Origin of the sequence: Corynebacterium sp. TAE3-ERU30 (assembly GCF_019209925.1) — a bacterium.
In the GTDB taxonomy this organism is placed as follows: Bacteria; Actinomycetota; Actinomycetes; order Mycobacteriales; family Mycobacteriaceae; genus Corynebacterium; species Corynebacterium megadyptis.
The window spans coordinates 143,190-168,499 of the sequence record NZ_JAHUTO010000005.1 but is presented as its reverse complement, the minus strand read 5'-3'; the positions used below and the strand labels follow the sequence as shown (position 1 = coordinate 168,499).

The 25,310-nt window shown below is 64.9% G+C and carries 21 protein-coding genes and 1 riboswitch; of the genes, 11 read left to right on the top strand and 10 right to left on the bottom strand.

From position 1 onward, the window contains the following. Window positions 1-34 precede the first annotated feature (34 nt). A complete protein-coding gene (locus tag KR227_RS10485) occupies window positions 35-904 on the top strand; it encodes a bifunctional methylenetetrahydrofolate dehydrogenase/methenyltetrahydrofolate cyclohydrolase (protein ID WP_218365272.1) in 870 nt (289 codons plus the stop codon). A 10-nt stretch (window positions 905-914) separates the two neighbouring features. Next, a complete protein-coding gene (locus tag KR227_RS10480) occupies window positions 915-1,253 on the top strand; it encodes a DUF3017 domain-containing protein (protein WP_370625229.1) in 339 nt (112 codons plus the stop codon). Here the strand turns inward: KR227_RS10480 and KR227_RS10475 are convergent. The 4 genes from KR227_RS10475 to KR227_RS10460 all read right to left on the bottom strand — a co-directional run bounded on the left by KR227_RS10475 (window position 1,250) and on the right by KR227_RS10460 (window position 6,797). Next, on the bottom strand, window positions 1,250-2,323 hold the full coding sequence (locus KR227_RS10475; RefSeq protein ID WP_218365270.1) for a homoserine O-acetyltransferase: 1,074 nt from the start codon (window positions 2,321-2,323) through the stop codon (window positions 1,250-1,252). The two genes, KR227_RS10480 and KR227_RS10475, sit on opposite strands and share 4 nt — an antisense overlap. A gap of 46 nt (window positions 2,324-2,369) precedes the next feature. Further along, a complete protein-coding gene (locus KR227_RS10470; protein ID WP_218365269.1) occupies window positions 2,370-3,686 on the bottom strand; it encodes an O-acetylhomoserine/O-acetylserine sulfhydrylase in 1,317 nt (438 codons plus the stop codon). A 400-nt stretch (window positions 3,687-4,086) separates the two neighbouring features. Beyond that, window positions 4,087-5,814, bottom strand: a complete 1,728-nt coding sequence (thiC, locus tag KR227_RS10465; RefSeq protein WP_218365268.1) for a phosphomethylpyrimidine synthase ThiC — start codon at window positions 5,812-5,814, stop codon at window positions 4,087-4,089. Further along, a riboswitch (TPP riboswitch) is annotated at window positions 5,807-5,919 on the bottom strand. Its footprint overlaps the gene before it by 8 nt. Window positions 5,920-6,026: 107 nt before the next feature. After that, a complete protein-coding gene (locus tag KR227_RS10460; RefSeq protein ID WP_218365267.1) occupies window positions 6,027-6,797 on the bottom strand; it encodes a YwqG family protein in 771 nt (256 codons plus the stop codon). Between the two features lie 123 nt (window positions 6,798-6,920). On the opposite strand from KR227_RS10460, the gene KR227_RS10455 reads away from it, so the two are divergent. Beyond that, window positions 6,921-8,585, top strand: a complete 1,665-nt coding sequence (locus KR227_RS10455; RefSeq protein ID WP_218365266.1) for an FAD/NAD(P)-binding protein — start codon at window positions 6,921-6,923, stop codon at window positions 8,583-8,585. Between the two features lie 83 nt (window positions 8,586-8,668). On the opposite strand, the gene KR227_RS10450 is transcribed toward KR227_RS10455, so the two are convergent. Continuing rightward, window positions 8,669-10,879 carry an NADP-dependent isocitrate dehydrogenase gene (locus KR227_RS10450; protein ID WP_218365265.1) on the bottom strand — a complete coding sequence of 737 codons (2,211 nt, stop codon included), beginning with the start codon at window positions 10,877-10,879 and terminating at the stop codon, window positions 8,669-8,671. Between the two features lie 203 nt (window positions 10,880-11,082). Between KR227_RS10450 and KR227_RS10445 the strand changes: the two genes are divergently transcribed. Further along, window positions 11,083-12,315, top strand: coding sequence for an MFS transporter (locus tag KR227_RS10445; RefSeq protein WP_151529558.1), 1,233 nt, complete (start codon window positions 11,083-11,085; stop codon window positions 12,313-12,315). On the opposite strand, the gene KR227_RS10440 is transcribed toward KR227_RS10445, so the two are convergent. Beyond that, window positions 12,312-13,556, bottom strand: a complete 1,245-nt coding sequence (locus tag KR227_RS10440; RefSeq protein WP_218365264.1) for an FAD-binding oxidoreductase — start codon at window positions 13,554-13,556, stop codon at window positions 12,312-12,314. The two genes, KR227_RS10445 and KR227_RS10440, sit on opposite strands and share 4 nt — an antisense overlap. Before the next feature lie 95 nt (window positions 13,557-13,651). Here KR227_RS10440 and KR227_RS10435 point away from each other — a divergent pair, with 95 nt between their 5' ends. From KR227_RS10435 to KR227_RS10945, 5 genes are all read left to right on the top strand, one after another. Continuing rightward, window positions 13,652-14,563, top strand: a complete 912-nt coding sequence (locus KR227_RS10435) for an exodeoxyribonuclease III (RefSeq protein ID WP_218365311.1) — start codon at window positions 13,652-13,654, stop codon at window positions 14,561-14,563. A 92-nt stretch (window positions 14,564-14,655) separates the two neighbouring features. Next, window positions 14,656-15,699, top strand: coding sequence for a tryptophan--tRNA ligase (gene trpS, locus KR227_RS10430; protein ID WP_151529555.1), 1,044 nt, complete (start codon window positions 14,656-14,658; stop codon window positions 15,697-15,699). A gap of 36 nt (window positions 15,700-15,735) precedes the next feature. Next, a complete protein-coding gene (gene yhjD / locus KR227_RS10425) occupies window positions 15,736-16,812 on the top strand; it encodes an inner membrane protein YhjD (protein ID WP_218365263.1) in 1,077 nt (358 codons plus the stop codon). 136 nt (window positions 16,813-16,948) lie between these two features. Then, window positions 16,949-18,055 carry a YihY/virulence factor BrkB family protein gene (locus KR227_RS10420; RefSeq protein WP_218365262.1) on the top strand — a complete coding sequence of 369 codons (1,107 nt, stop codon included), beginning with the start codon at window positions 16,949-16,951 and terminating at the stop codon, window positions 18,053-18,055. Then, window positions 18,055-18,960, top strand: a complete 906-nt coding sequence (locus KR227_RS10945) for an RDD family protein (protein WP_218365261.1) — start codon at window positions 18,055-18,057, stop codon at window positions 18,958-18,960. Before KR227_RS10420 ends, KR227_RS10945 begins: the two co-directional genes overlap by 1 nt. Here KR227_RS10945 and KR227_RS10410 read toward each other — a convergent pair. After that, on the bottom strand, window positions 18,957-20,270 hold the full coding sequence (locus KR227_RS10410; RefSeq protein ID WP_370625228.1) for a serine hydrolase: 1,314 nt from the start codon (window positions 20,268-20,270) through the stop codon (window positions 18,957-18,959). The genes KR227_RS10945 and KR227_RS10410 overlap by 4 nt on opposite strands. A 78-nt stretch (window positions 20,271-20,348) precedes the next feature. On the opposite strand from KR227_RS10410, the gene KR227_RS10405 reads away from it, so the two are divergent. Next, window positions 20,349-22,088 carry an adenosine deaminase gene (locus KR227_RS10405; RefSeq protein WP_218365260.1) on the top strand — a complete coding sequence of 580 codons (1,740 nt, stop codon included), beginning with the start codon at window positions 20,349-20,351 and terminating at the stop codon, window positions 22,086-22,088. A 40-nt stretch (window positions 22,089-22,128) separates the two neighbouring features. Here KR227_RS10405 and KR227_RS10400 read toward each other — a convergent pair whose 3' ends face one another. Genes KR227_RS10400 through KR227_RS10390 form a run of 3 tightly spaced genes read right to left on the bottom strand, consistent with a single transcriptional unit; the run spans window position 22,129 to window position 24,524 of the window. Next, the gene (locus tag KR227_RS10400; protein WP_218365259.1) at window positions 22,129-23,370 is read right to left on the bottom strand and encodes a hypothetical protein; all 1,242 of its coding nucleotides are present in this window, start codon (window positions 23,368-23,370) and stop codon (window positions 22,129-22,131) included. A 21-nt stretch (window positions 23,371-23,391) separates the two neighbouring features. Then, the gene (locus KR227_RS10860; protein ID WP_218365258.1) at window positions 23,392-24,237 is read right to left on the bottom strand and encodes a C40 family peptidase; all 846 of its coding nucleotides are present in this window, start codon (window positions 24,235-24,237) and stop codon (window positions 23,392-23,394) included. 5 nt (window positions 24,238-24,242) lie between these two features. Further along, on the bottom strand, window positions 24,243-24,524 hold the full coding sequence (locus KR227_RS10390) for a hypothetical protein (RefSeq protein ID WP_218365257.1): 282 nt from the start codon (window positions 24,522-24,524) through the stop codon (window positions 24,243-24,245). A 76-nt stretch (window positions 24,525-24,600) separates the two neighbouring features. Here KR227_RS10390 and upp point away from each other — a divergent pair, with 76 nt between their 5' ends. Then, entirely contained in the window at window positions 24,601-25,236 is a 636-nt protein-coding gene (upp, locus tag KR227_RS10385; RefSeq protein WP_218365309.1) for a uracil phosphoribosyltransferase, read from the top strand. Window positions 25,237-25,310: the final 74 nt, after the last annotated feature.

The following is a 25,310-nucleotide window of genomic DNA, read 5'->3' as shown; positions in this document are numbered from 1 at the left end:
ATCCTACGCGGCAGACGTCTGTCATAATGGATCCATGACCGCGATGAAACTGGATGGAAAACTCTACCGCGACGAAATTTTTGTCGAGCTTGCGAAGAAAGTCGAAAGACTCAAGGAACAGGGCATCACTCCAGGGCTCGCGACGGTGCTGGTGGGCGAGGACCCCGCCAGTCAGTCCTATGTGCGCATGAAGCACAAGGACTGCGAGAAGATCGGCGTGAACTCGATCCGGAAGGACCTGCCGGAGGATGTCACCCAGGGAGAGCTGCTCGAGGTGATTGAGGAGCTGAATAATGATGACGCCTGCACCGGCTACATTGTGCAGCTGCCGCTGCCGAAGCACATCGACGAAAACGCCGTGCTCGAGGCCATCGACCCCGCCAAGGATGCCGATGGCCTGCACCCGGTGAATTTGGGCAAGCTGGTGCTCAACGAGCCCGCCCCGCTGCCCTGCACCCCCAATGGCTGCATTCATCTGCTGCGCCGCTTCGATGTTGAGCTCAACGGCGCCAAGGTTGTGGTGATCGGCCGCGGCGTGACAGTGGGCCGCCCCCTCGGGCTCATGCTCACCCGCCGCTCCGAGAACGCCACCGTGACGCTGTGCCACACCGGCACCGCCGATCTGAAGGCGGAAACCCAGCAGGCCGATGTGATCATCGCCGGCGCGGGTGTGCCGCATATGCTCACCGCCGACATGGTGAAGTCGGGCGCGGCCGTGCTGGATGTGGGAGTCTCCCGCAAGGACGGCCAGCTGATGGGCGATGTGCACCCCGATGTGTGGGAGGTCGCCGGTGCTGTATCGCCGAACCCGGGCGGTGTGGGCCCGCTGACCCGCGCCTTCCTCGTGCGCAATGTGGTGGAGCGGGCGGAGAAGCTCGCCGGTCTCACCCAGCGCGAGCTCTAATACCGGATCCGTGGAGCGCGTCGACCCTATCGCGGATCTCAGCGGCAACCCGCACGATCGGGCCCTGCCGCCCTCGCCGCTACCCCTTCGCCTGCAACGGGCGCTGATGGGTGTGTTCGTGCTGGGGCTGATTGTGGCCGCGGTGTTTCTCTTCAGCGATCACTGGCGCCGAGCCACCTTCGTCTTCGGCGCCAGTCTCGTGCTGTTATCCGGGATCCGTTACGTTTGCGATTCCCATGTATTGGGGGTGCTGGCGGTGCGCTCGCGGCGTTTCGACGTCGCCTTCACCGCCGTCGTGGGCGGATTGATGATGTACATCTCCGCCTCTATCGACGCCCTCGGTAGCTAGCTGGCGGCGAGGAAACGGCGCACAATATTGTCCATTTGGCGTTCTTCCACGAGGAAGGCGTCATGGCCCACCGGGGAAGAGATATGGGCCATCCCGAGGGGATGGGCGACATTCCGCGCAATCAATTCCTGCTGGTAGTAGGGGTAGAGAATGTCGGTGTCTACTCCTGCCACCATGGTGGGGGCGGTGATCTGCGCCAAGGCAGGCACCAGTCCGCCGCGGTCGCGGCCGATATCGAAGCGATTGAGCGCTTCGGTGAGCACCACATAGGAGCCGGCGTCGAAGCGATCGACGAGCTTGCGGCCCTGGTGGTCGAGATAGCTTTCCACGGCGAAGCGCTGGGTGGAGTCGCGATAAGCGCCTAGGGGATTCTCCCCGCGCTGGGCGGTGGTGCCGAAGCGCTCGTCGATCTCTAGCTCGCCACGGTAGGTGAGATGTGCCAGCTTGCGGGCGGTGGTGAGCCCCTGTTCGGGGCGGCGCCCCGTGCCGTAGTAATCCCCGCCCTGCCAATGGGGGTCATAGGTGATGGAGGCAATCTGGATCTGCTGCACGCCGATCTGCCAGGCACTGGCCCGCGGCGAGACCGCCACCACCAGGCAGGCCTGCACCATCTCGGGGTAGAGCAGCGCCCATTCGAGGGTGCGGGCGCCACCCATGGAGCCACCGGCGACGGCGCGCAGGCGGGTGATGCCGAGGCGATCGAGCAGGAGTTTTTCCGCGTGCACGAGATCCCGAATGGATAGCGCCGGAAAGCGCGATCCCCACGGCACGCCGTCTGGGTCCGGGGAGGCGGGGCCGGTAGAGCCCTGACAGCCGCCGAGTGCATTGGTGCAGATGATGCAGTACTCGGTGGTGTCGAAGGCGCGGCCCGGCCCGATGAGCCCGCCCCACCAGTCGGCCGCATTGGCATCGCCGGTGAGGGCGTGTTCGACGAGGATGATATTGGAGCCATCCGCGCGGGGCTCACCGAAGCGCATATACGCCAGGGAGATAGGCAGGCTCACACCGGCCTCGGTGCGGAACTCGCCGAGCGGCACCGTGTGCAGCTGGCCGGGTGTGCCTAGGTTCATCGTCTGCGTCCTTTCCCTCTCCGGAGCGAGTGATCGCTGCGGTGGGTTAGCTGAGGGCGGCGAAGCCGCGCTCGAGATCAGCGATGATGTCCTCGATCGCCTCGATACCCACCGAGAGGCGGATGGTGGACTGGCTGATACCGGCCCGGCGGAGACCAGCCTCATCCGATTGCGAGTGCGTCGTAGAGGCCGGGTGCACCACGAGGGAGCGCACATCGCCGATATTCGCCAGGTTGGAGTGCAGCTGCAGGGCGTCGATGAAGGCCCATGCCTCATCGCGGCCGCCCTCGATATCGAAGGAGAGCACCGAGCCGGTGGTGGCCAGGCCCAGCTTCTCCGCGGTGGCGTGGAAGGGCGAGGACTCCAAGCCGGCATAGTTCACCTTGGTCACCGCAGGCTGGGACTCCAAGAACTGGGCCACGGCCAAGGCATTGGAGTTGTGGCGCTCCACGCGCAGACCAACGGTGTCTAGGCCCTGGGCGGTCACCCACGCATTGAAGGGGGAGGGGGCGGCACCGGTGTCGCGGAGCAGACCCACCCGGGCCTTGAGGCCATAGGCGGCGGGGCCGAGGTCCACATAGCGCAGGCCGTGATAGGCGGGGTCCGGGGTGACGAAATCGGGGTATTTGGGTTCACCGTTGTGTTCCACGGACCAATCGAAAGAGCCGCCGTCGACAAGCACACCGCCCAAGCCGGAACCATTGCCGGTGTAGAACTTGGTCAGCGAGGCCACCACTACATCGGCGCCCAGCTCGAGCGGGCGGACCAGGGCTGCGGTGGCCACGGTGTTGTCCACGATCAGCGGCACCTTGTGCTCATGCGCCACCGCGGAGATGGCCGGAATGTCCAGCACATCCACCTGCGGGTTGGCGAAGGTCTCGCCGAAGAAGGCCACGGTGTTGTCCTGTGCGGCGGCCGCCCAGGAGGCGGGATCGTCCGGATCCTCCACGAAGGTGACGTCGATACCCAAGCGCGGGAGGGTGATCTGGAAGAGCGTCTCGGTTCCGCCATAGATGCGCGGGGAGGAGACGATATGGGAGCCGGCGCGGGCCAGGTTGAGGATCGCGGCGGTCTCAGCAGCCATGCCGGAGGCGAAGAGCACAGCGTGTACGCCGCCCTCGAGGGAGGCGAGGCGCTCTTCGACGGCGGCCACGGTGGGGTTGGTCAGGCGGGAATACACCGGACCAAGGTCGGAGAGATCGAAACGCGCGGCGGCATGGGCGGCGTCGTCGAATACATAGGACGAGGTGAAGTACAGCGGCAGATTGCGGGCGCCGGTATCGGAGTCCACCGGCTGGCCGGCGTGGATCGAGCGAGTAGCAAAGCCCCACTCGGCCGCGTTCTCATTGTTGTACTTAGGCATTGATGGTTCCTCTCATCATGGATATATCGGGGACCACAACGCGGGACGGTTCGAGCCATCCGCCGGAGAACACAGTATGAGACAGCTTCGCCGCGAAGGAGGAACCATAGACCGCGGCGAGCGCTTGAAAAGAAATGACTTCCCAAGAGTCCTTAAGGGAAAGCGGAGAGCGTCGAATCCTCAGCGCCCCGCGTTGCGTTGTCAGCAACCCTAACGAACCGCTCGGTCTAGAGCAAGAGCTACGCGGCCGGCATGGGCGCGGTTAGGCGCGCTGAACTGCGACGATAAGATAGACAGCTTGGTATGTGAGTTAGCTCATTTTGGGGGTGATCGGCGATATACGAGACCCCGCCCCAGCCATTGATCGGCCGGGGCGGGGCGTCGGGTGCGGGTGTGGGTTTTAGGAGGTGGCGGGGCTCAGCGGCAGGTAGACGCGCTCGCCGCGCTCGGTGAACTCATCCGACTTTTCCTGCATGCCGGCCTCGATGGCTTCAGCCGAGGTGAGGCCGTGCTCCTGGGCATAGTCGCGCACGTCCTGGCTGATCTTCATCGAGCAGAACTTCGGGCCGCACATAGAGCAGAAGTGGGCGGTCTTAGCCGGTTCAGCCGGCAGGGTCTCATCGTGGAAGTCCAGCGCCGTATCGGGATCCAGGGCCAGGGCGAATTGATCGTGCCAGCGGAACTCGAAACGGGCGGTGGACAAGGCATCATCGCGCTCCTGGGCGCGGGGATGTCCCTTGCCCAGATCCGCGGCGTGGGCGGCGATCTTATAGGTGATCACGCCCGTCTTTACGTCATCGCGGTTGGGCAGGCCCAAATGCTCCTTCGGGGTGACGTAGCAGAGCATCGCGGTGCCCGCCTGGCCGATGATGGCGGCGCCAATCGCGGAGGTGATGTGATCGTAGCCGGGGGCAATATCGGTGGTCAGCGGGCCGAGGGTATAGAAGGGGGCCTCATCGCACCAGTCCTCCTCCCAGGTGACATTTTCTGCCACCTTGTGCATGGGGATGTGGCCGGGGCCCTCGATCATCACCTGCACGCCATGATCGTGGGCGATGCGGGTGAGCTCGCCGAGAGTGCGCAGCTCGGCCAACTGGGCCTCGTCATTGGCATCGGCGATCGAGCCCGGGCGCAGGCCATCGCCGAGGGAGAAGGTGACATCATAGGCGGCGAGAATCTCGCAGAGCTCCGCGAAGTTGGTGTACAGGAAGGACTCGCGGTGCTCCTTCAAGCACCACGCCGCCATGATCGAGCCGCCGCGGCTGACGATGCCGGTGACGCGCTCGGCGGCCAGCGGAATATAGCGCAGCAGCACCCCGGCGTGCACCGTCATATAATCCACGCCCTGCTCGCACTGCTCAATGATGGTGTCGCGGTAGATCTCCCAGGTGAGCTTGGTGGGATCGCCCTTGACCTTCTCCAGGGCCTGGTAGATCGGCACGGTGCCCACCGGCACGGGGGAGTTACGCAGGATCCACTCGCGGGTCTCGTGAATATTGTCGCCGGTGGAGAGATCCATGATGGTGTCCGCGCCCCAGCGGGTGGCCCACACCATCTTCTCCACCTCCTCCGCGATGGAGCTAGTGACCGCCGAATTACCGATATTCGCATTCACCTTCACCGCGAACTTCTTGCCGATGATCATCGGCTCGATCTCGGGGTGCCTGTGATTGGCGCAGATCACTGCACGGCCCGCGGCCACCTCCTCGCGCACCTCCTCGGGGGTGAAGCCCTCGCGGTGGGCGATGAAGGTCATCTCCGGGGTGATGATCCCGGCCCGAGCCCAGGCCAGCTGGGTGCGCACCAGCGTGGTGGGCTGCGCCTCCGAGGCGGGGGCGGGGGCCGGGGTTTCCCACTGCTCGCGCAGCGGCTCGAGGCCCTTCTTCAGATCCAGCTGGGGGTTGTCCTCGGTGTAGATACCGGAGGTGTCATAGACCTCGAAATCCGTGCCGGTGGTCAGCTCGATGGCCCGCGCCGGAATGCGCATGGTGGTGGTGGAGCCATCGGTGTTGGTGTGGGTGACCTCGCGGTAGGTCTTGTGGCTGCGGTAGATGGGGCCGGTGGTCAGCTCGCCCGGTTCGGGCGCGGCACTGCGGGCCTTCTTGGCGGCAGACAGACGGGTAGTCATAAAAAATCCTTCCTACGCTGGCATGATCCAGACAGGTTCATACGGTCGACCCATGCGCTGGGTCCTCTCAGCGCGCAGCATCAGCGCACTCCCGTGGGTATGAGGTTGTATTTACTTAAGGCTATAGCACGATGGCCGCTCTGTCCTCGCTTTGGGCCATGACCCCCGCGCTACCCCTGAGTCGGCGGGGAACAGAGCACCTCAGCGCGTGGCTAGTAGCAGTCCCAGCTATAGCCGACGCGGGAGAAGTCGCGGGCCTTAAGATCCGCAGCGGAGATGAAAAACGCCCCCACGCCGGCATCGCCCCACATCACCGGCCCCTCGCTATCGATCTGCAGCAGCAGCACATCGAGCTCATCTTCTGGGGTGCGCAGGTCCGCCTGGGTGAAGAAGGGATAGCCGCCGATACGGTGCCCGCCGGCGGTGTGGCTATCGCGGAGCTGATCCACGAGCTCGTCGATATCGGCAGCATCCACCGTGATACCCAGCTCGTCTTCTGCGTCCTCCACCGCCTCCTCGAAGCGATGGTCCTCGGTGGAGATGGGCTGGCGGACGAGCTCGAAGTCCATCCCAGTGCCCTCGCTGCGAGTAAAGGGGGTGTGGGCCGCGGCGGGCAGGGTATAGGCGCTGCTGTCGACGGTGGAATCAAAGGATTCGCGGTAGATCACCCGGTGGTTATTGCGCCGGATATTGTCGAAGTCGTGCATGCCCAGCAGGTCATCGCCGCCGATGAAAAATTGCAGCAGGCCGGTGGTAGGCAGCAGATCATTAGCGGGAAGCTCGGCGAGGTTGAGCTGCGTCAGAAATACCAGCGGCTCGCCATCTTGGCCCACCGGCGCCTCTTCGCCAGGGTCCAGATAGGGCTGGCCGCCCACGGTGCTCTCGCTCAGCGTCTGCGGGGTGCCGCGCAGCTGAATCTCGATAGAGGGGAGGGTGGAGTGTTCGGTGATATGCGCGAAGAGACGCTCGGATTCGCTGCTCATGGGGTCCTTTCCGCTAGGGCGCTCGCTCAATGACTGTGGTGCGCCTCATGCTAGGGTGCCGAGGCGCCCAGCGCTAGGGAACACCTGTACGAAGTCGAGGCGGCGGCGGAATACAATGGCCCTATGGCTCGAATAGCGATCATTGGGTGTGGCCCGCGGGGATTGGCGGTGCTGGAAAGGCTGACAGCTTTCGCCGAGCAGCGCGGCGTGCAAGATCTGTGCATCGAGGTGATCGAGGAGTACGCTCCCGGCTCCGGTGCGGTGTGGAATCCCGAGCAGTCGCCGCTCATGCTCATGAATACCGCCAGTGGGGAAGTCACGGCCTTCGTGGACGAGACCGTGGAGCTCAGCGGCCCGCTCTGCACCGGCCCCACTCTCTATGAATGGGCCCATAGCGACGCCGCGGAGCCGTGGCTGGCGCTCGCCGGCGAGTGGGCACAGCAGGAAGCCGCGCAGCTTGCGGCCGCGGATCCCGCCAGCCGGCCCCTCTATGGCCTCTATCTGCAGTGGCGTTTCTCCCAGCTCAACGGCGCGGGCGTGCGGGTGCATACGCGCCGGGCCCGCCGCGTCCATCGCTTCGGGGAGGGCTGGCAGATCGACTTCGCCGATGCGGCGGAATCTATTCGCGTGGACGCCTGCGTGCTCACGCTCGGCCACATCCCCGCCCAGCTGCCACCCGATGTGCGCCAGCTCGACGAGGCGCTAGCGCAGCTCGGGATCACCAATACGCTGCACATCCACCCCGCTAATGCCGCCGACCACCTCGCGGAGCTCGAGACGCTAGAGCCCGGTGAGACGGTGCTGATTAAGGGCGTGGGGCTGTCTTTCTTTGACTATATGGCCGCCCTCACCGAAGGCCGCGGCGGCCGCTTCACCGCGGCGGGCTATGAGCCCTCGGGGCGGGAGCCGCATATCGTGGCCGGCTCCCCGAGTGGTCTGCCCTATCGCGGCAAGCGGAATCTGCTCCAGCAGTACACGCCGCAGGTGCTCACCCCGGAGGCGATCGCGGATCTCACCCCGCCGATCGATTTCATGCGCGATATTTGGCCGCTTATCACCGCCGAGGTGGAGGCCCACTATCCCGATGTGGATTGGCAAAAGATCATCGACCCCGCAGTGGACATGGGGCAGTGGCGGCAGTGGCTGCACACCTACCTCACCGAGGACGCCTCGTGGTTTGACCCGATTCGCGATACCTGGCCGGTGATTGAGCAGGCCGTGGGCGCGGGGCGGCTCTCCGCGCATAGCTACTCGGCGCACTTTAAGGACTTCTTCACTGGGGTCAATAGCGCGAATCTGCAGGGGCCGCCGCAGTTTCGTCTCGCGCAGCTCGATGCGCTTATCGACGCCGGCATCGTCACCCTGCCCGGCCCCGGCTTTTATGTGGAACCCAGTGCCCCGCAGGGCTTTGTGGGCTATTCGCGGATGAACGCCACGCAGCGCTATCACAGCCGGGTGTGTATTGAGGCCCGCCAACCCAACCCCGATGTGTCCGTGAGCGCCGATCCGCTCATGCAGCAGCTGCTGGCGGAGGAAGTGGCCATGGAGATGGTGCTGGCGGATGCAACGGGCACGGCGCCCACTGGGGCCCTGGCGATCTCGGAGGAGACGATGCGGGTGATCCACCCCGCCAATGGCCAGCCTTGGGCCAGCCTCTATGCCTTCGGGATTTCGGTGGCGGGGCTGCACTGGCCGGTGGCGGAAACCGCCCAAGCCCGCAGCAATCACGGGATTTTGCGCCGCGCCGATGCGATTGCGGCCGATATTGCCGCCCGCTTTATGGCCTAGCGCGGGCGGGCAGCAGCCCAGACACGGCAAAAGCCCACCGCCGCGGAGGATGATCTCTGCGGCGGTGGGCCTTGGCGTTGTGCTTACTTCAGGGTGTCGAGGATCTCGTTGTAGCGAGCGACCGGACGCATCACAGCGTTGGCCTTCTCCTCATCGGGGGCATAGTAGCCGCCCAGATCAACGGACTCGCCCTGGACGTCGATGAGCGCCTGGTGGATCTCCTCGGAGGCCTCCTGCAGGGCCTCGGCGACCGGCTTGAAGGTCGCGGCGATCTCCGCGTCATCGCTCTGCTGTGCCAGCTCGGTGGCCCAGAAGAGAGTCAGCCAGAAGTGAGAGCCACGGTTGTCGTTCTCATTGACCTTGCGGGAGGGGGACTTGCCCTCGTTCAGCAGGGTCTCGGTGGCCTTGTCCAAAGCGGAGGCCAGCACGCCGGCCTTGTCATTGCCATTGGACTGCTGCTCGTGGCGGAAGGACTCGGCCAGAGCCAGGAACTCACCGAGGGAGTCCCAGCGCAGGTGGTTTTCCTCCACCAGCTGCTGCACGTGCTTCGGGGCGGAGCCGCCGGCACCGGTCTCGAAGAGGCCGCCGCCTGCCATGAGCGGCACCACGGAGAGCATCTTCGCGGAGGTACCCAGCTCGAGGATCGGGAAGAGGTCGGTGTTGTAGTCACGCAGCACGTTACCGGTCACGGAGATGGTGTCCTCGCCGCGACGGATGCGCTCCACCGAGTAGGTGGTGGCCTCGACCGGGGACATGATCTGGATATCCAGGCCCTCGGTATCGTGATCGGCCAGGTACTTCTTCACCAGCTCGGTGAGGTTCCGGTCGTGGGCGCGCTCCGGGTCGAGCCAGAACACTGCCGGCATACCGGAGAGACGGGCGCGGGTGACGGCCAGCTTCACCCAGTCCTGGATCGGGGCGTCCTTGGCCTGGCAGGCGCGCCAGATATCGCCGGCCTCGACCTGGTGCTCCATGAGCACCTCGCCAGCGGAATTAACGACCTGCACGGTGCCGTCGGCCTCGATCTTGAAGGTCTTGTCGTGGGAGCCGTACTCCTCAGCCTTCTGTGCCATCAGGCCCACGTTCGGGACGGTGCCCATGGTGGTGGGATCGAAGGCGCCATTGGCCTTGCAGTCCTCGATCACGGCCTGGTACACGCCGGCGTAGGAGGAATCCGGGATGACGGCGAGGGCGTCCTGCTCCTCGTCGTTCTTGTTCCACATGTGGCCGGCGGTGCGGATCATGGCCGGCATGGAGGCGTCGATAATCACATCGGAGGGCACGTGCAGGTTGGTGATTCCCTTGTGGGAGTTCACCATGGCCACGTCCGGGCCCTCGGCGAGAGCCTTCTCGAAGGCTGCCTTGATCTCCTCGCCACCCTCCACGGAGTCGAGGCCGTCCAGGATGGCGCCGAGGCCGTTTTCGCCGTTCAGGCCGTTGGCCAGCAGCACCTCGCCGTGCTCGGCGAAGACATCCTTGAAGAAGGCGCGCACCACGTGGCCGAAGATGATCGGGTCGGAGACCTTCATCATGGTGGCCTTGAGGTGAGCGGAGAAGAGCACGCCCTCGTCCTGAGCGCGCTGCACCTGCTCGGTGAGGAAGGCGTCCAGAGCCTTAGCGGACATGAAGGTGGCGTCCACCACCTCGCCCTCCTGGACCTCCAGGTTGTCCTTGAGTACCTGCTCACCCTCGTCGCTGACGAGCTTGATGGTGAGGGAATCGGCGGCGGGCATAATCACGGACTTCTCGTTGTGGCGGAAGTCGCCGGAGTCCATGGTGGCCACGTTCGTCTTGGAGTCGGCCGACCACTCGCCCATGCGGTGCGGGTACTTCTTCACGAAGTTCTTCACGGCAATGGGGGCGCGACGGTCGGAGTTACCCTCACGCAGCACCGGGTTCACCGCGGAGCCCTTGACGGCGTCGTAGCGGGCGCGGATGTCCTTTTCCTCATCGGTGGAGGGCTTTTCCGGGTACTCCGGCAGGGCGAAGCCCTTGTCCTGCAGCTCCTTGATGGCGCGCAGCAGCTGCGGCAGAGAGGCGGAGATATTCGGAAGCTTGATGATGTTCGCTTCCGGGGTCTTGGCTAGTTCACCGAGCTCAGCGAGAGCGTCATTGACCTTCTGGTCCTCGCCGAGATAGTCGGGGAACTGGGCGAGAATGCGTCCGGCGAGGGAAATGTCGGAGGTCTCCACATCGATGCCGGCGGTCGCTGCGAATGCCTCTACGGCGGGCTTGAGTGAGTAGGTGGCCAGCAGCGGGGCCTCGTCGGTGCGGGTGTAAATGATCTTAGCCATGCGTCTCCTATATATATGAGTTGAAGAAATAACAGTACAGCCGTCTACGATACCCGTTCTCTTTTTCTATGGGGGTAAAAAGGCGTCCGGATCCCACCGCCGTTCCCCGCCCGCCTGTCCGGATTGCATTGTGGCCATAAAGGTGTAGTGTCTCAACGTTCGTACTACGTGTTGCACCCCAGTGTGGGAAAGGAGAAGAGCTGTTGCTGCGTCGGACAAAGAGGCTGCCGCGCCAAACCGAGATCTCGGATGCTCGCCGCTATATCGTGATGGCCGCGTTCGCGCTCGGCGCCTTCGGCATCGGCACGACCGAGTTCGCCTCCATGGGTTTGCTGCCGCTGATCGCCACCGACTTCGGTATCAGTGAGGCCAAGGCCGGCACGGTCATCTCCGTCTATGCGCTGGGAGTGATGGTCGGCTCCCCGATGGTGGCGCTGTTTACCGGCTTCATGCCGCGGCGCCGGCTGCTGCTTCTGCTCATGGCGGCGTTTACCATCTCCCACGCGGTCACGGTATTCAGCTCCTCCTATGCGATGCTGCTCATCACCCGCTTCGTCGCCGGCCTGCCGCATGGCGCCTACTTTTCCATCACCGCGCTGGCCACCGCCTCCATGGCGCCGGCGGGGCAGCGGGGCCGCTCCATCGCCTATGTGGGCATGGGCTTCTCGGTGGCCACGGTGGCCGGCGTGCCCGCCGCCCAGGCGCTGGGCTCTGTCTTTGGCTGGCAAATCGCCTATGCCTTGGTGGCCGCGGTGGGGCTGATTACCCTGGTGGCGCTGTGGTTTCTCATGCCGCACATGACCGAGATGCCGCCGACCAGCCCCCGCACCGAGCTCGGGGCCCTCGCAAAGGCGCAGATCTGGCTGACGCTGCTCATCGGCACCATCGGCTTCGGCGGCAACTTCGCCGTCTACACCTACATCACCTGGACCATGACGGAGCGGGCGGGGCTGAACCCGCACTGGATGTGGCTGGTGCTCATGGTCTACGGCTTCGGCCAGCTGCTCGGCAATGTTATCGGCGGCCGACTCAGCGACTGGAACCTCGAAAAGGGCATCATGGGCGCGCTGAGCGCCTCGGCCATTCTCATGACGCTGTTCTATCTCGCCTCGCAGCATGTGTGGCTGGCCGTTCCCGTGTTCGTGCTGATCGGCACCGCAGCCAGCGCGCTGGTGCCCATCCTGCAGATCCGCCTCATGGACAATGCCGGCGAGGCACAGATGCTGGCGGCCTCGCTCAACCACACCGCGCTCAACACCGCCAACGCCCTGGGCGCGGCGCTGGGTGGCGTGGTGATCGGCGCCGGATTCTCCTATGCCGCCCCCGCGCTGGCCGGTGCCGGCCTGGCGGTGTTGGGTGTGTGCACCTGGGCGCTGGCCTATCGCCTGAAGCGGGCGGAAGACGCCAGGATGGCGTCGACAAGCGCCCAGCGCTAAAGGCGCGGTAGGGCAAAGGGGCGCATATCGATGCCCGGATCGCGGCCGGCGACGAGCGCGGTGACAATTTCGCCGGTGATAGGGCCGAGGGTGAGCCCGTGCATATTGTGCCCGGCGGCGACGATGACATTCGGGTGTCCGCGCACGGGGCTGATATAGGGCAGCCCGGTGGGGGTCATCGGGCGCGGGCCGGTCCATTCCCGCGAGACCGGGGCCGTGTCCAGACCAGTGATAAAGTGCGCGGCCTGTTCCCGCAGAAAATCCATGCGCTGGCGCTCGAAACGCTCCACGCGGAAACCGAAATCCATCAGCCCCACCACCCGGGCGCTGCCGCTCATCGGCACGATCAGCGTCTTGCGATGCAGTCCCATAACGAGGCTGCGCGGCAGCGGATCCATCTCCACATGGAAGCTATAGCCGGTGCCCGGGGTGATAGCGGAGAAGCGCAGCCCCGGGATGCCGCGAAGCTGCCGGTTCAGCCAGGCGCCGGTGGAGACGACGGCCTTATCGAAGCCGATGGTCTCCACCCCGTCGCCGGTGCGGACGGTGGCGTGGGTGGACTCCAGCGAGAGCAGTTCGGTGTGCGGGCGGATCGTCACCCCCATCTCGCTGAGGGCGGCGTGCAGCTCCGTGCAGAAGAGATCCGGATCGATATAGCGCTCGGTGGGGATGCGATAGCCGGCGGTGATCTCCTCGCCCAGCAGCGGCTCCTCCAGCTCGGCGCGGCTCAGAATCGGGCCAGGCTCCTCCAACCCGAGATGCCGGGCGCGCGCAACTTGGGCCTCGCGGAAGACACGCAGTGCTGCGGGATCGGAGTGCACATTGAGATAGCCCCAGCCGCCGCCAGCGAGGGAGATGCCATCGCGGTGAAAAGAGTCATAGGCGGCCATCGCCTGGCGCACCAGCTGATCCAGCGCGGCGGTATTGCGCTGTAGCCGCGACTCCGTGCAGTTGCGCAGGAATTGCAGGCCAAATACCGACAGCCGCGGCAGCGCCAACGGGGCGATGGTGAAGTAGTGGCGCTGCGAGAGCACGCCCTCGGCCAGCTGGGTGAGCAGCGCCGGCTCGGGCATGGGCAGCGCCTGCAGCGGGGTGATCTCCCCGGCATTGCCGCGGGCCGCGCCGGAGCCTATCCGGCCCCTATCGATGAGGGTGACCGCATGGCCGGCACGCGCCAGACTAAAGGCGGTACACAGCCCCACCAGCCCCGCTCCTGCGACGAGAACCTGCTGTGTTGCCATGATGAACCACCTTTCTGGCCGAGGATTTTGCGTGTGAAACTAATGCTACCGGCGAGGTCGGGGAGATGGCCACGATAGAATGGCGGGCTATGGCTATCACGATTTCTTCTGTCAACGTCAATGGCATCCGCGCCGCAGTAAAGCAGCGCTCCGAGGACAACCGCGGCATGCTCGCTTGGCTCGAGACCGCCGGGGTGGATGTGGTGCTCATGCAGGAGGTGCGCGCCGAGGACGCCCAGGCCCGCGCCGCCCTAGCCCCGGCCCTGGACTCGGGCTGGCATCTCGCCACCGCGCCGGCCGCCGCCAAGGGGCGCGCCGGGGTGGGGATTCTTTCCCGCTATGAGCTGGGCGATGTGCAGATCGGCATTCCCGGTTTCGAGGACTCGGGCCGCTTCATCGCTGCCACGCTTATCGACGCTCCCCTGGAGTCGCTGCGCGTGGCCTCGCTCTATCTGCCCTCCGGTGCGGCCGATACCGAGAAGCAGGATGAGAAATACGCCTTCCTTGATTCCTTCGGCCCCCTGCTGGAGGAGCTGGCCACCACCCACCCGGACATGGTGATTGGCGGTGACTGGAATATCTGCCACCGCGCCCAGGATTTGAAGAATGACAAAGCCAATAAGAAGAAGTCCGGTTTCTTGCCGGACGAGCGGGCCTTTATGGACTCGGTCTTTGGCACCTTCCCCGATGGGGCAAGCCAGGTGGAGGCCCATGGCAGCTTCGCAGGCGCGGTGAACTATTCCTCGGCAGCGCCGCTGCGGCAGCCGGCCACCGATCCCGCCTGGTTCGATGTGGCCCGCCGCCTCGAGGGCGATGTGGACGGCCCCTATACCTGGTGGACCTACCGCGGTAAGGCCTTCGACACCGATGCCGGGTGGCGCATCGACTATCAGGCGGCCACCGCCGCCATGCTGCAGCGCGCCGAGCGCTGCTGGGTGGATAAGGCCGATGCCTATAATCTGCGGTGGTCCGATCACTCGCCGCTGAATGTGCGCTACGCGGTGTAGTGGCGGGAGGTAGGCGTCGACAAGCCTAAGAGAGGCCTAAGAGGAGCCGGGTGCAGGCGGGGCGCGAGCGGGGGTTGTAGGATTATTAAACTATGGAAAACTCTCGCTCGACCACCCCACGACCAGAGAAGAAGCAACGCGTCCTATCCGGCATTCAGCCCACCGCAGACTCCTATCACCTCGGTAACTACCTCGGTGCCCTGAAGCAGTGGATTGATCTGCAGGATTCCTATGACGCCTTCTACTTCATCCCTGATCTGCACGCCATTACTGTTGAGCAGAATCCGAAAGAGTTGCGCGAGCGCACCATCAAGGGTGTCGCGCAGCTCTTGGCGCTGGGCATTGACCCGGAAAAGTCCACCCTCTTCGTGCAATCGCATGTGCCCGCCCACGCCGAGCTGAGCTGGGTGCTCACCTGCCTCACCGGCTTCGGCGAGGCCTCCCGCATGACCCAGTTCAAGGACAAGTCCGCCAAGCAGGGCCAAGACCGCACCAGTGCCGGTCTGTTTACCTATCCCATGCTCATGGCCGCCGATATCCTGCTCTATCGCCCCCAGCTGGTGCCGGTGGGCGAGGATCAGCGCCAGCACCTCGAGCTCACCCGCACCCTTGCGGAGCGCTTTAACTCCAAGTACAAGAAGACTTTCGTGGTGCCGGAGAGCTTTATCCCCGAGGGCGCGGCCAAGATCTACGATCTGCAGGAGCCCACCTCGAAGATGAGTAAGTCCGGCTCCAACCCCAAGGGCCTGATCAACCTGCTCGACGAGCCGAAGGTCTCCGCCAAGCGGATTAAGTCCGCCGTCACCGACAATGACGGCGAGATTCGTTATGACCGCGAGGCCAAGCCGGGCGTGTCCAACCTGCTCGTGATTCAATCGGCATTGACCGGCACCAGCATCGAGGATCTGGTGAACGGTTATGCTGGACAGGGCTATGGCGCGCTCAAGACGGATACGGCCGCCGCGCTGGAAGAGTTCACCACCCCGCTCAAACAGCGCTTCGATAGCTTCTTGGCTGATCGCGGCGAGCTGGAAAATATCCTGGCCAAGGGAGCCGATAAGGCTTCTGAGATCGCCGAATCCACCTTGGACGATGTCTACGAGCGGGTGGGCTTTTTGGCAGGACAGCGTCGCTAAGCGAGACGCATAAAAGAGACTGAGGAGACACCATCTATGGCGGCACGCACTACCGCTAATCCCGCACGCACCGACGTGCACGGCATCGAGCGCACCAACGACGATAACGTCGGCGCCCTCGCCGCGTTCCGCGCCAAGCACGCGTGGTTCGATCACATCATGCGCATGCAGGAGCGCTATTCCTCGATGGGTGGCAATCAATACGCCGCCGGCATCACCTACTTTTCGGTGCTGTCGATTTTCCCCATTCTCATGCTGCTCTTTGCCGCCCTCGGCTTCGTGCTCGCCGGCAATCCGCAGCTTCTCAGCGAGGTGCACCAGCGCATCACCGAATCGGTGGACGGCTCCATGTCTGAGACCCTCACTGAAATCCTGGACACCGCCGTGAAACAGCGCGGCTCGGTCGCGGGAATCGGTGCCCTCACCGCCCTGTGGTCCGGTCTGGGTTGGATGCACAACCTGCGCTATGGCGTGTCCAAGATGTGGAAGCTCAACCCAGTGGGTGGCAACTTCCTGGTGAATAAGCTGCGCGACTTCGTCGGCCTGATCACCCTGCTGCTGGCCTTGGTGCTTGCCTTCGGCGTGACCGCCGTGGGCGCCTCGGGCCTGACCGCCACGCTGCTGGAACGAGTGGGCTTGAGCGGTATTCCTGGCATCAGCTACATCACCTATGTGGTGGCGGTGGTCGTCGGTGTGCTGGCGAACTACCTCGTGTTCTTCTGGTTGGTGAAGTTCATGCCGCGCACCACGACCCCACTGAAATCCTGCGCGAAGGCCGCTCTTCTGGGCGCAATTGGATTCGAAATCCTGAAGCAGTTCGGTTCCTTGTTCTTCTCCAATGCGCTGTCCAACCCGGCCGGTGCCACCTTCGGGCCGATTATCGGTGTGATGGCCCTGCTCTACTTCGTCTGGCGTATCCTGCTGTATTCCTCCGCGTGGGCGGCCACCACCGAGGAATCTCTGCAGCTGGTGGACTATGACGTGCCAGAGCCGGCCGTGATCCGCGTCCGCCGCGAAGTGCGCACGCAAAGCGCCGCCTCCTCGACCGCCGCTATTATCGGCGCAGGCGCCGTGGCCGGCGGTCTGCTCGCCGCGATCTTCGGCGGCAAATAGATTCTCCAGCCTCTCGGGCCTCGTTCACCCAGCGTGGACGGGGCCCTCTTTCTGTGATGGGCGGACTGTGCTGCTTCTCAGTCTTTGCTAAGCTGCCAGTGGTCTGCTCAGCGAGACGGATGGAGAGCACACCCAGGTGGCCGCACTAACCTCACCGAATCCCGCGGCGGAGGATGAATTCGGCATTGAACGCGCCGATTCCGTCCCGCCGCGGTTGTGTGCTGCGCGCCGCGCCGCGTGGCCGTGGTTCGACCACACCATGCGCATGATCGAGCGCTATATTCGCTGCGGCGGCTGGCAATACGGTGCCGCCATCACCTACTTCTCGGTGATGTCCATCGTCCCGCTGCTCATGCTCGTCTTTGCCGCCGCCGGCTTCGTGCTCAATAGCCAGCCGCGGCTCATCGACGGCATCGATAGCTTCCTCCGCGAATACTTAGGCGGCGACGCCGCTGCTCCTTTCATGTCCCTCATCATGGAGGCCATGGACCAGCGCAATATGGTGCTGGGAGTGGGTGCCTTCACGGCGCTGTGGACGGGCACGAACTGGATGGTAAACCTGCGTTTCGGCACCAGCGCGGTGTGGCTGGCGGATGCCCGCGGCCCCAATTTCCTCATCTCTAGGCTGCGTGACCTGGTGGAGCTCATCGGCCTCATGGTGGTGCTACTCATCGCCTTTAGTGTCACCACCGTGCAGACGAGCGCGGTGGCGGACCGCATTGTCGCCTATCTCCGATTGACTCATGTGCCTGGGGTCGGCGTGGGGTTGAGCCTAGCGGCGCTGGCCGTGGCGGTGCTGGCGAATATCATCGCCCTGGCGTGGATTATGAAGGCCGTGCCCACCGTGGCTGTGCCGTGGTCGCTGGTGTGGCAGCCGGCGCTGGTGGGCGCGGTGATCCTGGAGCTATTCAAACGCGCTGCCAGTGCCATCGCCATCTTTTTCTTCAACTATCCGGCCGGGGTGGTCTTCGGCCCCGTGATCGCGCTCATGGTGCTGCTCTTTATCGTCTGGCAGATCGTGTTGCTGTGCACCGCGTGGTCGGCCACCAGCGATGGCGCCCGCCAACTCGTGGAGCTTGAGGTGCCCCAACCCGCCGTGCTGCACATGGTGGGGGTGCGTGTCCGCCGCGCCCCGATCGCCACCGTGTTCGCACTCCTGTGCGCCGGAGCCGCCGCAGTGGCCGTGGGTGTCCGGTGGCTGCGCTACTCTAGAACTGACGATCGTGCCAAAGGAGAACACTAGTGAATTACCAGCACATTGTGGCCGAGCCAGTGGTGGACATTTACCGTTTGCTGGACCTCGATCATGACGCGGAGCGAGCCCTCGTGCGGCTGTGCACCATCGACGCCGAACTAGAGCTGGAGGGGCTGGCGGAAGAACAATCACCGCGGCGCGAGGTGCGCATCCTCATGGAAATCATGGATGATGCCGACACGCAGCGGGAATATGACGAGAAGGCGCTCGGCCAGCCGTGTAGCTGGGCTGAGCTCGACACCCTCGCCAAGCTCGGCGAGCTGCCCGATGATCTCGGCACCCGTACCCACTTCGGCTCGCAGGCAGCGATGCCGCCGCAGCCCGGGCCGGGAGTCACCACGGCAGGGCCTGCTGGGGTGCCGGGGATGCCGAATATGTCTTCCCCCACCTACGGGGTCGCGCCGCAGAGCCCGCAGCAGCCTGTCCCCGCGCAGGGATATAGCACCGGCGGCCCCGAAGAGCGCCGGCCAGGGCAAGGAACGCGCTTTATCCTAGGAGTCGGCGACTGGTTTGTCGCCCAGTTGTGTGCGCAGGCGATACTAGGGGTCTTAGGCTATCCCGACTCGGATACCCTGGTGAGCGTCCTCATTACCCTCGTGGTCATGCTGGTCTATGTGTGCGGCTCCGAAGCCCTCCTCGGCGGCACCCCAGCGAAACTCGCCGCCGGATACCGCACGAAGGATGTGCGCACCGGCAAGAATCTCTCGCTGGGGCAGTCGTTGCGGCGTTCCTGGTGGAAGTTCTTCGCCTGCTTCTCGGGCGGCCAGGTGATATCGATCGTCGCCGGCGCCTACTACAAATACACCATCACCGAGCAGCGAGGATATGTGGGTAAGCACGACGAGTTCGTGCACGGCGAGGTCGTGCGCAAGCGCTTCGTGGAGGATAACTAGCGCCGACGGCGGGGGCGCAGGCGCGCCCGACGGCGCCGCCGCGAGCGCACCCCAGCCACGCCGACCACTCCGGCGAGAATAAGACCGAGGAGAAACGCCGCCACCAAGGCCACGTCCGCGCCCCGTGATGGGCCGGCAGGTTCCGGTGCCGCCGCGGCGGCGTCCTCGCTGGTAGTGCTGGTGGCTGAGGGGGTGCTTTCCTCCGTGGGGCTGGTCTCGGCCAGAGCGGCCACCGTGCCGACCGGCTCGGCAGCGGGTGGGGTGTCCGCTGCGGCGTCGATGAGATCATCGGCCATCTGCCAGGCGCGCCTCTCGGGGGTGATGGTGGCATCCAAGATCACCGCGGCGAGGCGGCGCCCATTGACCTCCCGCGCGCCCACGAAGGTGTGGTTGGCATCATCGGTATAGCCGGTCTTGCCGCCGAGGGAGTCCTCATGCTTGGACAGCAGCTGATTATCGTTCCACACCTCGAATCCCTCGTAGTCACCCCAGCCGGGAAAATCGATGGAGCGCGTGCGTACGATCTCCGCGAATACCGGATTGGCCCACGCCTGCTTATAAATGAGCGCCAAATCAAAGGCCGTGGTGGACATGCCCGGGCCATCCAGGCCGCTATAGGTGGCGGCGCGCGTATTGCGTGCCCCCACCTGCTGGGCGAGGGCATTGACCTTCTCGAGTGCGACGCGATCGCCGCCGAGCTCCTGGGCGAGAGCGTGGGCGGCATCGTTGCCGCTGGCCATGAGCAGGCCACTGATGAGCTGCCGATTGGTGTACACCCCATCGGGGCCGATACCCACCGCCGACCCCTCGATACCGGCCGATTCCGCCGAGACGGTCACCTTCTTATCCAGATCGAGATTCGTGATGCTCACCAGCGCCAGCAAGGCTTTAATCACCGAGGCCGGGCGGTAGCGGCCGTGCGGATCCTTCGCGGCACTCACCTCGCCGGAGTCAAGATCGAACACAATCCAGCTCGAGGCGGTATTGCCGTCGGGCACGGTGAAGCCCTCGGCGGCGATGACACCGCACTCGTTGAGCTTCGGCCCGCCGGCATTGATCGCAGGCACCGGCAGCGGCGCCGGGGAGCTCTGCCCCGGTTTCGGCTCCTCCGAGGTATCCACCGGCGGCGGTGGGGTAGTGGCGTGTGGGCAATCATCCGTATTCGGCGAGGTGGTTCGCTGCGTCGTCTCTGAGGTGGAGGGAGTGGTCTCCTCCTGCGCCCAAGACACGGGCATGCCGGTGGTGCATAAAGAGAGCGCGAGAAGACAGGCGGGGAGGCGTCGACAAGCGCGGGAAAAATGTTCATCCATGATAGGCCGATAGTCTATTGCACGAGGCCACCCATGAGGTGGGAGGCGGCGACGCTGGTGTCACCCTAGAATGTGACCATGATCAACCCCACGTCCTCTCCTCTTCCACCGCCGCCGCGTGAGATCGTGCAGCAGCTGCCGAAAGTATCCCTTCACGATCACCTCGATGGCGGTTTAAGCCCCGATCTCATGGTGAGTCTCGCCGCCGAGCAGGGCTATGAGCTGCCGGAACCCACACCGGAGGCGCTGGCGCAGTGGTTTGAGCAGAAGGCCAATGCGGGCAGTCTCGCGGGCTATCTCGAGTGTTTTGCCCACACCGTGGCCCTGATGCAAGACGCCGCCTCCATCACCGCCGTGGCCAAGGACGCCGTGTTTCAGCTGGCCGCCGATAATTGCGTATACGCGGAGCTGCGTTTCGCCCCGGAGCTGCACACGCAGAAGGGGCTGAGCATGCAGGAGGTGGTGGACGCCGCCATCACCGGGATCAAGACGGCCACCGTCATGCTCGACGAATGCGGAGTGAGCATTGTGGTGCGGCTGATCCTCTGCGGCATGCGCCAGCAGAACAACGTGCTGGAGGTGGCGCAGCTGACCGTGGACAACTATCACCCGGGCTCGGTCGAAGGCATGGTGGTGGGCTTCGATCTTGCCGGCCCGGAGGATGGCTTTCCGGCCTCGCGCTTCCGCGAGGCCTTCGAGCTGCTGCGCCGTCACTTTGTGCCCGTGACCATTCACGCCGGCGAGGCAGCCGGGGTGGAATCCATCCGCGAGGCCCTAGAGCTGGGGGCGCGTCGTATCGGCCACGGGGTGCGGCTGATGGATGTGCTGCCTGGGGATGAGGAACTCACCACCGATCCCGTTGCCCGCTATATCTACGACAACGAAATCTGCCTCGAGCTCTGCCCCCACTCGAACTACCAGACGGGCGCGGTCGCCCACGGCCAGGTGCATCCCTTCGCCGAATTATTCAACCGCGGCTTCGCCTGCGCCATCAACACCGATAACCGGCTGGTCTCGGGTGTCACCCAGACCGATGAGATGATGTATCTGGTCGAGGAGTGCGGCCTGAGCTTCGAGGATCTGCGCGATATCACCCTGATCTCCATGGAGGCCGCCTTCATGCAGCGGGAGGTGCGCGATGTGATCCTCGTGGACTATATCGATCCGCGCATGAATGAGGCGCGGGAGGCCTATGCCGCATGGCTTGCCCGCGCCGGCGCGGGCAGCGCTGAGGATGAGACCACCGGCGCAGGCGAGGAGGGCGTTCTGCCCGTCTCCACACCGGATGCGGAGGAGGGGCGCTCCTATGGCGAGGGCGAGGCCATGCCGCTGCTGGTGGTGGAACAGCTCAGGGTCACGCCCTTCTGGGGCGATATGAACCAGGAGCTGGCCGGGCTTACTCCAGAACGGGTGGAGGATATTGAGGAGCGCGTCGATATGCTGGCGCGCACCTACCTTGTGACCCACCACGTGGCGCTGGATGGGGTGCACCGCGCGCGGTTGTGGCTGCTGCTGCGCGATAGCCTCGCGATGCTCGATGAGCTCTCCCACGTGGCGGGCCGCCCCATCAAGGCCGTGCACGATATCCTGCCGATCTTTCGCCCCGATGCCGAGGATGAGCGCAGCCGCTATGGCGGCTACCGGGTAGACGCCAGCGAGCTCGCCGCGCTCATCGGGGAGGATGTGCAGGGCGCAGATACCGCCGCCAGCGAGGAGGAGGACATGGATGAGCCCACCGTGTCGGAGCCGCCGCAGGGGGTGCAGCCCTGGGCGCGCGGTGTCGATCACGATGGGCAGATTGGGTGGCGCCGCGTCTAGCGGCTAGGACATCAGCGCCGCGAGCGCTGGCGCCACGGGGCTAGAACTTGCTGAAGCGCTGGGTGAGAGTCTCGGTGAGGGCCTTCCAGCCTTCGGCCTCCTTGCTAAAGGGCGCATCCGGCACATAGTTGGAGGCGCCGCCAAGCATATAGGCGATGTAGTCCTGCAGGCTGGGGCGGGCCAGCAGGATGGAGTTGAGCGAGTCATCGGCGGCCCAGTCGGCGGCATCCGCCAGCAGCTCATAGGCGCGGCGCATCTGCTCGGTATCCACTTCCTTAGGCCCCTTGCGGATATCATCCTCGAGCCCGGCGAAGGAATAGGAGTTGTCCTCGTGCACGGTGACATCGAGGGTGCCGCCATTGACCTCCGTCATCACGGTCTCCCAGGTGGAGAGCTTGGCGAGGTCATGATCGCCGTGCTCAGCCAGCCAGCGGGGCATGGTCTTGCGGTTATTGAAGGTGAAGATCTCGCCGTATTTACCCAAAAACACCGGCCGGCCTTCCACATAGGTGCGCAGCGTATAGAGGGTGCGGCCTTCAATGCTGATCTTCACCGGATCGATACCGGCGGCGGCCCACACGGTGCTGTCATAGGGATCAGCGGCCTCGGCCTCTTCCTTGCGCTTGGCCTCGGCGGCGGCCTTTTCCTCCGCAATGCGCTCCTGGGAGGCGGCGATAGCGGTCTCGGCCTCGGCCACGGCGGCGTCATCGACCTCGGGGGTGAATACGTGGCCGTCGAGGGCGTCCACCACATCATTCCAGCTGTTGAGCACCACGCGGCCCACGCCGGTCCATTCCTCTGCGCCCTGCTCGCCGATGTAATGATCCGAGCCGCGATCCAGATTGTCCAGCACAGAGTGCCCGGAGAAGAAGGAGGTCACCGTCACATCGGCGAGGACCTCGCCCAGCGAGCGCGCCACCCGCAGGGCGCGGGCAGTGCCCGAGACGGCGTTGTGGCTGGGGCGCTCGGCGAGCAGCGCGGGCACACCCACCACATCGGCGTAGCCGGAATCATCCGGCACCACGCGGGCCTCCGGTTTGGATTGGAAATTCGACCAGCGCGGGTGATTCGACAGATCGTGGTGCGGATGCGCCGAAATATAGGCGAGGAGCTCGGCGGGGGAGTGGAAGAAGAAGACATTGTCATCATCTCCCAAAAACGCCTGCCAGACGCTGCCGTGTTCGCGGTAGGCCGGCGCCCACAGGGTGTAGAAGTCCCCTTCTGTGAGCGCAATCTTTATAGGAATAATCGTCTGTTGTGCCTCGGAGGAGGAAGAAGTCATGCGCTAAAGCCTAGTCGAGCCTTAGTAGGTGGGGCGATAGAACCCTAGAAACCCCATCCCCATGTTGGTGGTGCGCACCGGATTCTTCTGCACCGGGTCGCCGGCCTCGATCATCATGCCCTCGCCGGCGTACATGGCCACATGCCCATCCCACACCACGAGATCGCCCGGCTGCAGCTCATCGGCGCCGACCTGCCGGCCCACCGCCTGCTCATGCGCCATCCGCGGCAGCTCGACCCCAGCCTGGGCATAGGACCATTGCACCAGCCCGGAACAATCAAAACCATCCGGGGTGGTGCCGCCCCACACATAGGGCGTGCCCAGTTGGGATTCCGCGGCCGCCACGGCACGCGCTCCCGCGGTGCTTGTCGACGCCGTCCCGCCGCCCGCACCACCCGCCACAGAGTCGGGCGCCTGGTCCAGATCGAGCGGGCCGCGCTGCGCGATATGCTCCAGCTGGGCGGTGGGCGCCTCCAGCTCGGCCTCGAGCTGCTGGGTGCGCTGCCCCGCCGCCGCGAGGGTGGCGGGGGAGAGCGCCGCGAGCGCCTGGGCGGCGGCGAAGTGCTGTGCCGGATGGGGGCTGAGCATTTGGGGCGCCAGCCGGGTGACGTCTGCGAGATAGTGCCGGGCCAGCTGCACGAGATCGGTGCTGGCGCGGGCAATGATCGGCTGGGCAATGGCCATGATCTGCTGCAGCTCCGCCTTTTCCTCATCCAAGGCGCCGGCGGCGTGGGTGAGGCGATGGGCCCCGGCGCCGAACATGGGGGCCAGACGCTGGGCGGCGGAGATATCCGTCACCCCGCCGAACTCGCGGGGCAGGGTAGCGGTGGGTACAAGGGCGGCGAGCTGGGTGAGTACCGGAAACATGAGCCTTAGACCTGCCTGTTCAGAGATGCGGCGAGGTCGGCGTCGACAAGCTCAATCGAATGAAGATGCCCGGCTGTGTCTTGGGCGCGTTGTTCGCAGCAGCGGGCGAGCTGCTGGCTGCGCTGCCCAGTGGCGGCCGTGGCGCGGGCGAGGGCGGCGGCGAAACGCTCCATCCCAGGTGTTGGGGTCAGCGCCGATGGTGCTGCTGGGGTGGTGGCGGCTGCCGCGGCGAGGAGATCGCGCAGCAGGGAGCGGGCATAGCTGGGGGTGCATATGAGGTCAGTCATGCTCATTAAGACGTTGCACACACCCGTGATGGTTCCCCTCGTCGGCGACACGGGGCACTGTTCTATTCTGGAACGTATGGAGACCAAGGTTATTGACCACCCGCTCGTCGCAGCCCGACTGACCATCATGCGGGATAAGCGCAGCAACAACGCCACCTTCCGCGCCGCGCTCCGCGATCTCGGAGCAATGCTCATCTACGAAGCCTGCCGCGAGGTGCCGGTAGAAACCTTCGACTGCCACACCCCAGTGGCCGTGGCCGAGGGAGTGCGCCTGGAAAACCCGCCGATCATCGTGCCCGTCATCCGCGCCGGGCTGGGCATGATCGATCCGGCCCTGTCCATGATCCCCGACGCCCAGGTGGGCTTCATCGGCCTGGCCCGGGATGAAGAGACCCACGAGCCGGTGCCCTATCTGGAGGCACTGCCCGAGGATCTCACCGACCAGCCGGTGTTCGTGGTGGATCCCATGCTCGCCACCGGTGGGTCGCTGCTGCACGCCATCCGGCTGCTGCACGCCCGCGGCGCCACCGATATCACCGCCGTGTGCATGGTCTCGGCGCAGCCCGGGGTGCAGGCGCTCGCCGATTCCGGCCTGCCCGTGCGGCTGGTCACCGCCACCATCGATCCCGAGCTGAACGAGGACGCCTATATCGTGCCCGGTTTGGGTGACGCCGGCGATCGCCTCTACGGTCCGCGCAACATCGACCTCTAAAAATCCGCCCACCCCATGGTGGTGCTCCTCACTCTCGTGGGGAATGCACACCATGGTGTGCAGACTCTGCCCGC

Bases quoted from the DNA above. Each gene is read 5' to 3' on its own strand.
- KR227_RS10485 (WP_218365272.1), top strand. From the start codon at position 35: ATGACCGCGATGAAACTGGATGGAAAACTCTACCGCGACGAAATTTTT.
- KR227_RS10475 (WP_218365270.1), bottom strand. From the start codon at position 2,323: ATGAACCTAGGCACACCCGGCCAGCTGCACACGGTGCCGCTCGGCGAG.
- KR227_RS10470 (WP_218365269.1), bottom strand. From the start codon at position 3,686: ATGCCTAAGTACAACAATGAGAACGCGGCCGAGTGGGGCTTTGCTACT.
- thiC (WP_218365268.1), bottom strand. From the start codon at position 5,814: ATGACTACCCGTCTGTCTGCCGCCAAGAAGGCCCGCAGTGCCGCGCCC.
- KR227_RS10460 (WP_218365267.1), bottom strand. From the start codon at position 6,797: ATGAGCAGCGAATCCGAGCGTCTCTTCGCGCATATCACCGAACACTCC.
- KR227_RS10455 (WP_218365266.1), top strand. From the start codon at position 6,921: ATGGCTCGAATAGCGATCATTGGGTGTGGCCCGCGGGGATTGGCGGTG.
- KR227_RS10450 (WP_218365265.1), bottom strand. From the start codon at position 10,879: ATGGCTAAGATCATTTACACCCGCACCGACGAGGCCCCGCTGCTGGCC.
- KR227_RS10440 (WP_218365264.1), bottom strand. From the start codon at position 13,556: ATGGCAACACAGCAGGTTCTCGTCGCAGGAGCGGGGCTGGTGGGGCTG.
- trpS (WP_151529555.1), top strand. From the start codon at position 14,656: ATGGAAAACTCTCGCTCGACCACCCCACGACCAGAGAAGAAGCAACGC.
- yhjD (WP_218365263.1), top strand. From the start codon at position 15,736: ATGGCGGCACGCACTACCGCTAATCCCGCACGCACCGACGTGCACGGC.
- KR227_RS10410 (WP_370625228.1), bottom strand. From the start codon at position 20,270: ATGGATGAACATTTTTCCCGCGCTTGTCGACGCCTCCCCGCCTGTCTT.
- KR227_RS10405 (WP_218365260.1), top strand. From the start codon at position 20,349: ATGATCAACCCCACGTCCTCTCCTCTTCCACCGCCGCCGCGTGAGATC.
- KR227_RS10400 (WP_218365259.1), bottom strand. From the start codon at position 23,370: ATGACTTCTTCCTCCTCCGAGGCACAACAGACGATTATTCCTATAAAG.
- KR227_RS10860 (WP_218365258.1), bottom strand. From the start codon at position 24,237: ATGTTTCCGGTACTCACCCAGCTCGCCGCCCTTGTACCCACCGCTACC.
- KR227_RS10390 (WP_218365257.1), bottom strand. From the start codon at position 24,524: ATGACTGACCTCATATGCACCCCCAGCTATGCCCGCTCCCTGCTGCGC.
- upp (WP_218365309.1), top strand. From the start codon at position 24,601: ATGGAGACCAAGGTTATTGACCACCCGCTCGTCGCAGCCCGACTGACC.